This is a genomic window from Streptomyces javensis (assembly GCF_039525925.1).
Classification (GTDB): domain Bacteria; phylum Actinomycetota; class Actinomycetes; order Streptomycetales; family Streptomycetaceae; genus Streptomyces; species Streptomyces asiaticus.
Window position 1 is genome coordinate 1 of record NZ_BAAAIF010000228.1, and the last position, 1662, is coordinate 1662.

The following is a 1662-nucleotide window of genomic DNA, read 5'->3' on the forward strand; positions in this document are numbered from 1 at the left end:
TGCGGACGCGGCGGTTGCGGGTGAGTCATGCGTTTCATTCGGCTCGTATGGACGGCATGCTCGCGGAGTTCGGCGAGGTGCTTCGAGGCGTGGAGTTTCGTGCTCCGAGCGTGCCCGTCGTATCGAACGTGTCGGGTGCGGTGGCCGGTGAAGAGCTCTGCTCGCCGGAGTACTGGGTGCGGCATGTGCGGGAGACGGTCCGGTTCGCCGATGGGCTCAACACCCTCCGCGAGCAGGGTGTGACTTCGTTCCTGGAGCTGGGGCCGGACGGCACGTTGTCCGCGCTGGCCGATGGCGACGGTGTGTCGGTGCTGCGCCGGGACCGTCCGGAGCCTCTGACCGTCATGGCTGCTTTGGGTGGGCTGTACGTCCGGGGTGTCGAGGTCGACTGGGATGCGGTGTTTCCGGGTGCTCGGCGGGTTGATTTGCCGACGTATGCCTTCCAGCGTGAGCGGTTCTGGCTGGAACCGGCCGCTGCTCAGCCTGCGACGAGCGCGGTGGACGCGGCGTTCTGGGATGCGGTCGAGCGTGGCGATGCGGAGGCTCTTGGGGTTGATGCTGAGCAGTCGTTGAGTGCCGCGTTGCCCGCATTGGCGTCGTGGCGGAGGGCACGGCAGGAAGAGTCGGTCATCGACTCATGGCGGTATCGGCTGACCTGGACCCCGGTCGCGGGACCTTCTTCGCAGCTCTCTGGCGTGTGGTTGGTGGTGGTCGAACCGGATGAGGCGGAGACGGACGTTGTCGCCGCGCTGCGGGGCGCCGGCGCCGAGGTGCGTGTCGTAACGATCGATGAGCTGGACGCGGGGCCGGTCGCTGGTGTGGTGTCGTTGTTGTCGGTCGAGGCGACGGTGGCGCTGGTGCGGGCCCTCGGGGCGGCCGGGGTTGATGCGCCGTTGTGGTGTGTGACGCGGGGTGCGGTCTGTGTGGTGGACGGGGATGTGGTGGATCCGTATGCGTCGGCCGTCTGGGGTTTGGGCCGTGTGATCGGGCTGGAGCATCCGGAGCGGTGGGGCGGGCTGATTGATCTGCCCAGCGCATGGGGTGAGCGAACCTCCGGTCTGTTGTGCTCGGTGCTTTCGGGCGGTACGGGTGAGGACCACACAGCGATCCGTGGCGACGAGGTGTTGGGCTGTCGGCTGAGCCGTGCGACGACGTCGGGCCCGGGACCGTCCACCGCCTGGGAAGCGTCGGGGACCGCGCTGATCACCGGTGGAACGGGTGCCCTGGGGAGCCATGTCGCCCGATGGCTCGTGGATACCGGCGTCGAAGAGATCGTGTTGACGAGCCGACGAGGCGCGGACGCTCCCGGAGCACGGGAACTGGTCGCCGAACTGTCGGCCACGGGCATATCGGCCCGTGTCGTGGCATGTGATGTGGCCGATCGGGACGCGGTTGCTGAGCTGATCGAGACCATGCCGGACCTCCGCGTGGTCGTCCACGCCGCCGGAGTACCGAGCTGGGGTGCGTTGAGCTCACTTACCGCACAGGGCCTTCAGGATGGGATGCGGGCGAAGGTCGCGGGAGCCATCCACCTGGATGAGCTGACGCGCGATATGTCCTTGGAAGCCTTTGTGTTGTTCTCGTCGGTGGCGGGGGTGTGGGGGAGCGGTAGTCAGTCGGCGTATGCGGCGGCGAACGCGTTCTTGGATGGGTTGGCGTGGC

Annotated in this window: 1 protein-coding gene; it reads left to right on the top strand. The window is 67.7% G+C overall.

Going from position 1 to position 1662, the window contains the following annotated elements; genetic code table 11:
• Window positions 1-47 precede the first annotated feature (47 nt).
• The coding region (locus ABD329_RS47690; protein WP_344318269.1) for an SDR family NAD(P)-dependent oxidoreductase at window positions 48-1662 on the top strand (1615 nt) is incomplete at its 3' end.